Raw genomic sequence first — 7,792 nt, 5'->3', positions numbered from 1 at the left:
GCACCGATCACCTCCTCAGACCCCCGCCAGACAAACCCAAAAACCACAACCAGTTGGTCTTCAAATGGACCGGAAATTAAACCGGACAGCAGTGGCTCGGAGGCCGGGATGACCCGAGCTGGGTAGATGCCTTGTCGGAATAGTGCGCCGGACGTTTCCGCCCGGCTCAGGTTGCTGACAAACTCTCGTTCCAAGTCTTCGACGTTGGTTTTGACCGAAAACCTCACCGTCATGCCGGTCGCCGAGCCGGCATCCAGCGCAATCAAGTCCTTGATTGCGATAGACTTTTTTCACTGCGCAGACGCGCCGTGAGAAGAGTCCTAATGATCAAGGACTTGATCGCACTGGATCCCGGCTCGGAGGCCGGGATGACGGAGCAGTCTGCAGGCCACGGAAAACTTACATCCTGCTGACCCTGTGATTTATCAGCAATGCGAGCCGAACGCTCCCGCCCGGCTGCTGATCCCTGCTTGCCCGACAATGGCAGGCGGGCGTCTCAGGCCTTGCGCTCTTCCGGCATGAGCGTTTCCAGGTTCATGCCCAGCGCATCGCCGAGCTTCTTCATGGTCGGCAGCGTGACGGCCATGTCGAGGATCGATCCAACAGTCTGGTCGACGGGCGAGGGCAGGCGCTCCGTGCCATCGCCCGGACGTGCCAGGCCGCTGATGTGGTTGATGGAAATGCCCTTGATCTTCTCGGCCGGCTTGACCATCTCGCCGATGATGGCGGGAAGGGCTGCGAGCCTTGCCTTTTCCATTTCCATCGCGGCCAATTCCGGCGAGCGGCTGTTCTCCGCCTGGATCCGCGCGGCCTCGCCATCGGCCTCCGCCTTCTTCTGCACGCGCAGCGTTTCGGCCTCTTCGCGCTTGATCAGGCCGCGGGTCTTGGCGGCAATCTGGTCGCTTTCGGAGCTGATGCGGATGCGGGTGGCCTGTGCCTCGGCTTCCTGCTCGGCCGCCATCAGTGCCAGCTTCTTACGGCGTTCGGCCTCTGCGATCTGCCGGAGCGTCGAGAGGTTTTCTTCCGCGGTGATGACAGCGGCGCGGGCGTCGGTGGCTTCGGCCTTGGCGCGGCTTTCCTCCTGGCTCTTGGCGGAGATCAGGATGGCGCGCTCCTGTTCGGCGATTTCCAGCGCCCGGGACTGGGCAATCTCGGCCTCGCGGATCACCTGTTCGCGCGCCAGCGAAGCGGACTGGATGGTCCGTTCCATCTCGATGCGCGCCTGGGCGGCCGCGGCCTCGGCTTCCGCCTTGCGGCGGGCCACTTCCGTCAACTGCTGCGCCAGTAACAGCTCGATTTCCTGGGTCTGCTGGATTTCCGCGCGGCGCTGCTCCAGCTCGATTTCCAGCTTGCGGCGGTTGGATTCCACCTCGGCGCGGCGCACGCTGACCTGGCTGTCGCCTTCGATCTCGGCCCGTTCCTTCTTTGACTTGGCGATGACCTCGGCGAGCTTGCGCATGCCAACCGCATTGAAGGCATTGTTCTCGTCCAGCGCCGAGAACGGCGTCTGGTCGAAGGAGGTGAGCGAGACGCTGTCGAGCTGCAAACCGTATTTCGACAGCGTGCCGGACAGCGATTCATGCACCTGGCGCACGAATTCGCTGCGGTTTTCATGCAGTTCATCCATGGTCATCTGCGCCGCAACCGCGCGCAGCGCGTCCACCAGCATGCCGTCGACAAGGGATTTCAGCTGGTCGGCCTGGAAGGTGCGCCGCCCCAGCGTCTGGGAGGCGCGCACCACGGCGGCCTCTTCCGGGATGACTGACGTGTAGAACTCCGCCCCGACATCGATGCGCATGCGGTCCTTGGTGATCAGCGCGCTGTCGCCGGTGCGCGAGACATCCATGCGGATGGTCTGCATGCTGACGCGGCCGACCTCGTGAAAATAAGGGATCGCCAGCGTGCCGCCGTCGATCACCACCTTGCGGCCGCCGATGCCGGTGCGCACCAGGCTCACCTCGTTGGTGGCCCGCTGGTAGAACAGGGCGGTCACCACGATGACGATGGCCGCGACGATGAGAAGAAGGATGATCCAGCCGATGGCGCTCATCTTGATAGTCCTTTCGGGTCGGGGTCAGAACTGCGGCGGGAAATGGCGGCCGCCGCGATCAAGCGTGATCCAGCGCAGTTCGGTGAAGGCATCGAGCGACCAGCGCCCGCCGTAACGGCCGACACCGCTGGCCTTGGTGCCGCCGAAGGGCACATGCGGCTCGTCATTGATGTTCTGGCAATTGACGTGGCAGATGCCGGTTTCCAGCCGCTCCGCCAGTCGCAGCGCGCGCGCCTCGTCCTTGGACCAGACGGCGGCGGTCAGGCCGTATTCGGTGTCGTTATTCAGCGCTGCGGCTTCGGCATCATCGCGGAAGGGGCAGACCACGACCACGGGGCCGAAGGTTTCGTCATGCCAGATGTTCATGGAGCTGTTGACACCTGTCAACACTGTTGGTTCGACGAAATTGTCCCAGGCGCGGCCGCCAAGCTCGACACGCGCACCCTTGGCCACGGCATCGTCGATCAGCGCCTTGACGCGCAGCGCCTGGCGATTGTTGACCAGCGGGCCGATGACATTGGAGGGGTCATTGGTGTGGCCGGTCTTCAGCTTGCGGGCGCGGGCGAGGAAGCGCTCCATGAAGGGCTCGTAGACTTTCTCGTGCACCAAGAGCTTCTCGGTGGACATGCAGACCTGGCCCTGGTGCATGAAGCTGCCGAAATTGGCAGCCCGCGCGGCGGCGTCGAGATCGGCATCCTCCAGCAGGATCATCGAATCCTTGCCGCCGAGTTCCACGCAGACCTTCTTGAGATAGGCGCCGCATTTGGCGGCGATCTGCCGACCGACGGCGGTGGAGCCGGTGAAGCTGATCGCCTTCACCTTGGAATTGCCGATCATCTCGTCGCCCACGGCGCCAACGCTTTCACGCGAGCAGGTGACGACGTTGAAGACGCCGGCCGGAACACCCGCCTCTTCCAGGATTTCCGCAAAGTAGAGGCCGCCGGAATAGGGCGTGTCTTCGGAGGGCTTCAGGACGATGGTGTTGCCGACGGCGAGTGCGGCGGCAAAGCCGCGCGAGGTCAGGATGCCCGGCATGTTCCAGGGGCTGATGACGCCGACGACGCCGAGGGGAAAGCGGGTCGCCATCATGAACTTGTGGTGCTCGGAGGGCAGGACGTCGCCGATCGACTGGTAGCAAAGGGCAGCAGCGGAGCGGAACACTTCCGAGACATAGCCCGCCTCGAACATGCCCTTGCCCTTCCAGCCGCCGCCTTCGGCCATGGCGGCTGCGCAGAAATCGGCCTTCCGCTGGTCCCAGACATCGGCGATCTTCAGCAGCAGGTGGGCGCGCTCGTGGAAGGCGCGGCCGGCCCAGTCGCCAAAGGCCGCCTGGGCGGCATCGATGGCGCGGCGCATATCGGCGGCGGAGCCATCGGGAATGCGGGCATAGACCGTGTTGTCGGAGGGGTTCAGATCTTCGAAGTTGCGGGCGGCGGGCACCCATTGACCGCCGATGAACATGCCCCTGATCGCGGGGGCGGGCGATTTGACGACATCAAGCATGGTGGGTCTCCTCAGTTGCGGTTCTGATCGGGACGCCACGTCCGCGCACGGGCGGCGGCGTCCTCGATCTCTTTCAGGACGGATTTCAGGCGATCCTGGCTATTGCCCATGGCAAGCGACGGCGTGGCCGGGAAAGATGTTGGTTGCGGCGTGGCCGTCCGGGCGCGCGGCGGCGGCGAGGGCATGGTGGTGCCATGTTCGGCCCGGCTCGCGCGGCTTGCTTCGGCGATGATGTCGTTCAGCGACAGCCCGCCGAGCAGGGCGTCGGCCGTGCCGCGCAGCGCGGGGGTGGGGGGTGCGGGGCGCGGGGGTGGGGCGGGGTAAGCCCGATCCTCCGACGCTTCGATGCGCCTTCGCGCGGCGTCGCGCTCAGGCCTTCCTTCGCTGAAATCGACTTTATCGATTTCTGACCTGCGGTCACCGCTCGAAAGTCTCCCCGTCGGGGAGAAGAGATCTGCCGCAGCGCTTGCGACTGCTCCTCTCCCCTCGGGGAGAGGGTGGCCGAGCGAAGCGGAGGCCGGGTGAGGGGGTACGACGCCCACCCGCGTTGGAAGGGTGGCCGGGTGAGGGGCTGCGACATCCGCCCGCGCGGGCGCCATTGGCAATGCCGCCAGCGCCGCCGCCGCTATATCGGCCGGCGAGGCGCCTGACATGCGTGGCGGACCTGATGGTGCCGTAAAGACCGGCGCGGAGGCCGCCGTGGTCGCCGTCCGTCCACCCGGTCTTTGCCCCGCCGCCTTGCCGCCGCCCAGATAGGCGGCCTGCACGGCCGGGTCGTTGCGCAGCACGTCGGCGCGACCTTCATGGACGATATGGCCGTTTTCCAGCAGATAGCCGCGGTCGGCAATCGCGAGGCTCTGCTTGGCGTTCTGCTCCACCAGGAGAATGCCGATGCCGGTGTCGCGCACCAGCTTCAGCGCCTGGAACAGTTCCTTGCAGAGCAGCGGCGAGAGGCCGAGGGACGGCTCGTCCAGCGTCAGGAGAACCGGATTGGACATCATTGCCCGGCCGATCGCCACCATCTGCTGCTCGCCGCCAGACATGGTGCGGACGATCTGGTTGCGGCGCTCATGCAGCTTGGGGAAGAGCCTGAGAACCCGGTCGAGATTGCCGGCCTCCTCGTCGCGGGCGCGGGGCGCATGGGCGCCGAGCTTCAGGTTTTCGGCAACGGTCAGGTCGCCAAACACGCCACGGCCTTCCGGCACCAGCGCGATGCCTTCTTCCACGATCTTGTTGGGCGCCATGCCCAGGATGTCGCGGCCCTGCATTGATATGGAGCCTGACGTGCGGCCCTCGCAAATGCCTGAGACGGCCTTCAGCAGGGTCGATTTGCCGGCGCCGTTTGCGCCGAGAATGACGACGATCTCGCCGCGGCCGATCTTGAGCGAGGCGCCTTCCAGGGCGCGGTGCTGGCCATAGGCTACGGAAAGTCCCTTTACCTCAAGCATCGTCGTCTCCCAGATAGGCGCGGATCACGGCCGGGTCGGACAAGACCTCTGACGGCGTTCCCTCGGCGATCTTGGTGCCCGAGGCCATGACCACGCAGCGGTCGCAGAGCGACCGGATCGCATCCATGACATGCTCCACCAGGATGACCGTGCGGCCTTCGTCGCGCAGGCTGTGGATCAGGCGGATGCCTTCCTCCAGTTCGGTCGGGTTCAAACCCGCCAGCCATTCGTCGAGCAACAGCACGCGCGGTTCGCCGGCCAGGACACGCGCCAGTTCCACCCGCTTGGTATCGATATAGGTGAGCTGGCTCACCATCATATGTCCGCGGCCTGCCAGCCCCACCTTCTCCAGCATCGCCTCGGCAATGGCATGGGCCTCATGGCCCCAGTGGCGACGATGGCCGAAGACCGCGCCGGCCTTGACGTTTTCCAGCACGGACATGGAGGGCAGGAGCCGCACCAGCTGGAAGGTCCGCGCAATGCCGCGCCGGGCAATATCCTGCGCGGGCAGATGGTTGATCGGCTGGCCGCGCAGGCTGATCGAGCCGTCGGACACGGGAAAGGCGCCGGAAATCAGGTTCAGCGTGGTGGATTTGCCCGAGCCATTCGGCCCGATCAGCCCCAGCACCTGATGCTCGGCCACATCGAAATCCATGCGGTTGACGGCTACCAGGCCGCCGAAGCGTTTTGTGACACCGCGAAGGGAGAGAAGCGCGCTCATGCAAAGCCCTCCGCCGAGCGCATCTTGCGCTTGATAGCATCGATCAGGCCGACAAAGCCCTTTGGCAGCAGGTAGACGATGACCAGGAAGCAGACGCCGAGAAGAAGCGTGGTCTGGTTGGGGAAGGAGGCCGAGATCGCCTCCCACAGGAAGGTGAAGGGGATGACGCCGACCAGCGGTCCCCACAGCCTGCCGGTGCCGCCGAGCAGCGCCATGATGACCACCTGGAAGGACAGCATGGGCGAAAAGGCAAGCGCCGGCTCGATATAGACATAGCGCGGGGCGAGCATGGCGCCGGTGATGGCAGCGACCGCACCCGGCACCATGAACAGCAGGATCTTGGCCTTGGCCGTATCGATGCCGGAATGGCGCGCAACCGTCTCGTCATCGCCGATGATGCGCAGCGCAAAACCGAGGCGCGAGCGGCCGATCAGCCAGCCCAGCAGCCAGACGAGCGCGGCCAGGCCCAGCAATTGCCAGTAGATATGCATCTCGCCGATGGAGGTCAGCACATAGATGCCCTTGGTGCCGGAGATATTCTGGCTCCAGGTGATAATCTGGCGGACGAATTCGGCAAGGCCGAGCGTGAAGATGACGAAATAGACGCCTGAGAGCCGCAGTGTTGCGAGACCCACAAGGGCGGCCATGACGGCGCCGATGATGCCGGCGATCGGCAGCAGGCTCCAATAGGGCAGGTACTGGATGCCGATGCCCGTGACATAGGCGCCGACGCCGAAGAAGGCGGCGCTGGCCAGCGAGATGTAATGGGTCGGGCCTGAGAACAGCGCCCAGCTGGTGGCGAGCACCGTGTACATGGCAATGGTTACGCCGATGGAGAGCGTATAGGCGCCCGATGTCCAGGGCAGGCAGGCGGCAATGGCGAGCGCGATGGCTGAGAGCGCCAGGTTGCCCCAGTCGCGCGAGGTCAGGTTGGTCACGTGGTCGGCCTCCCGAAAAGGCCCTGCGGACGAAACAGCAGGATTACGACGAACAGAAGATAGGCGGCGGCGAGCGTCAGGCCGGGATCGATGACCCGGGCGACGAAGGTTTCCAGCAGGCCGAGCAGCAGGGCGGCGACGATCGTTCCACGGACATCGCCGACGCCGCCCATGATGACGATGACGAGGGCCTTCAGCGTGAAGATCACGCCGGTCGAGGCATCGAGCGTCAGGAATGTGGAGATCAGCGTGCCGCCGGTTGCGGTCACGGCACCACCGAGTGCAAAGGCAAGCGCTGCCGTCTGGCGCACGTCGATGCCGACGAGGCGGGCGCTTTCCGGCGCCACCGATATGGCGCGGATGGTCATGCCGGCCCGGCTGCGGGAGAGCCACAGCCACAGCAGGCCACAGATCACCACGGCGGCGATGAAGGCGGTGACACGGTTGGCGCCATAGGTGTCACCCAGAATATTGATGGGTGTCGAGAGATAGGAATAGCTGAAATAGTCGCCACCGAAGAGCGCGAGCATCAGGCCCACGGCGACGAAGGACAGGCCGAAGGTCGTCAGGATCGAATCCACCTCCAGCTGTCCGCGGGATTTCGCGCGTTTCACCAGAGGCCGCAGGAAGATCACATAGATCAGCCAGTTCATGAGGAAGGCCGCGGGCGCCACCAGGAAGACGGTGAGCAGCGGGCTGATCTGGCTTCCGGTCCACAGCCAGAAGGCAACGAAGCCGCCGGCCACGAGCATCTCTCCATTGGCGAGGTTCATGATCCGGGCCATGCCATATTGGAGGTTCAGCCCCATGGCGATCAGCGCATAGGTCCCTCCCAAAAGCAGCCATGTTACAATGACGTCCATACTGTTCTCCGGCGGAATGTTGGCTCGGATTCGTGGCGGTGAGCGGCGGGATGGTGGGCGTCGTACCCCCTCACCCCGGCGCAACCCGTTGCGCCTGCCCTCCGCTTCGCTCGGCCACCCTCTCCCCGAGGGGAGAGGAGCAGTCACGAGCGGCGCGGCCTGGTCTCTTCTCCCCAGCGGGGAGAAGATGCCGGCAGGTCAGGCGCAACAAGTTGCGCCGGGGATGAGGGGGTAGGCGTTACGAATGCCGAAATGAAAGCCGAAGCTTT

The 7,792-nt window shown here is 64.9% G+C and carries 7 protein-coding genes; all 7 read right to left on the bottom strand.

Features of this window, described 5'->3' with window-relative positions; translation table 11 throughout:
• Positions 1–266: hypothetical protein (locus B9A97_RS17065; RefSeq protein WP_143530533.1), on the bottom strand; the 266-nt coding region annotated here is incomplete at its 3' end.
• A gap of 230 nt (positions 267–496) precedes the next feature.
• On the bottom strand, positions 497–2,050 hold the full coding sequence (locus B9A97_RS17060) for a flotillin family protein (protein WP_084366558.1): 1,554 nt from the start codon (positions 2,048–2,050) through the stop codon (positions 497–499).
• A 24-nt stretch (positions 2,051–2,074) separates the two neighbouring features.
• Entirely contained in the window at positions 2,075–3,553 is a 1,479-nt protein-coding gene (locus B9A97_RS17055) for an aldehyde dehydrogenase family protein (RefSeq protein WP_084366557.1), read from the bottom strand.
• Positions 3,554–3,564: 11 nt separating this feature from the next.
• Positions 3,565–5,001 (bottom strand): ABC transporter ATP-binding protein, encoded by a 1,437-nt coding sequence (locus B9A97_RS30400; protein WP_084366556.1) that lies wholly within the window; start codon positions 4,999–5,001, stop codon positions 3,565–3,567.
• Positions 4,994–5,722, bottom strand: coding sequence for an ABC transporter ATP-binding protein (locus tag B9A97_RS17045; protein ID WP_084366555.1), 729 nt, complete (start codon positions 5,720–5,722; stop codon positions 4,994–4,996). The genes B9A97_RS30400 and B9A97_RS17045 overlap by 8 nt, the downstream gene beginning before the upstream one ends.
• The gene (locus B9A97_RS17040; protein WP_084366554.1) at positions 5,719–6,660 is read right to left on the bottom strand and encodes a branched-chain amino acid ABC transporter permease; all 942 of its coding nucleotides are present in this window, start codon (positions 6,658–6,660) and stop codon (positions 5,719–5,721) included. Before B9A97_RS17040 ends, B9A97_RS17045 begins: the two co-directional genes overlap by 4 nt.
• Positions 6,657–7,523 (bottom strand): branched-chain amino acid ABC transporter permease, encoded by an 867-nt coding sequence (locus B9A97_RS17035; RefSeq protein ID WP_084366553.1) that lies wholly within the window; start codon positions 7,521–7,523, stop codon positions 6,657–6,659. The genes B9A97_RS17040 and B9A97_RS17035 overlap by 4 nt, the downstream gene beginning before the upstream one ends.
• Between the last annotated feature and the right edge of the window lie 269 nt (positions 7,524–7,792).

The organism is Rhizobium sp. RU36D, from assembly GCF_900176345.1.
In the GTDB taxonomy this organism is placed as follows: domain Bacteria; phylum Pseudomonadota; class Alphaproteobacteria; order Rhizobiales; family Rhizobiaceae; genus Allorhizobium.
This window is presented reverse-complemented; position numbering and strand designations above follow the sequence as displayed.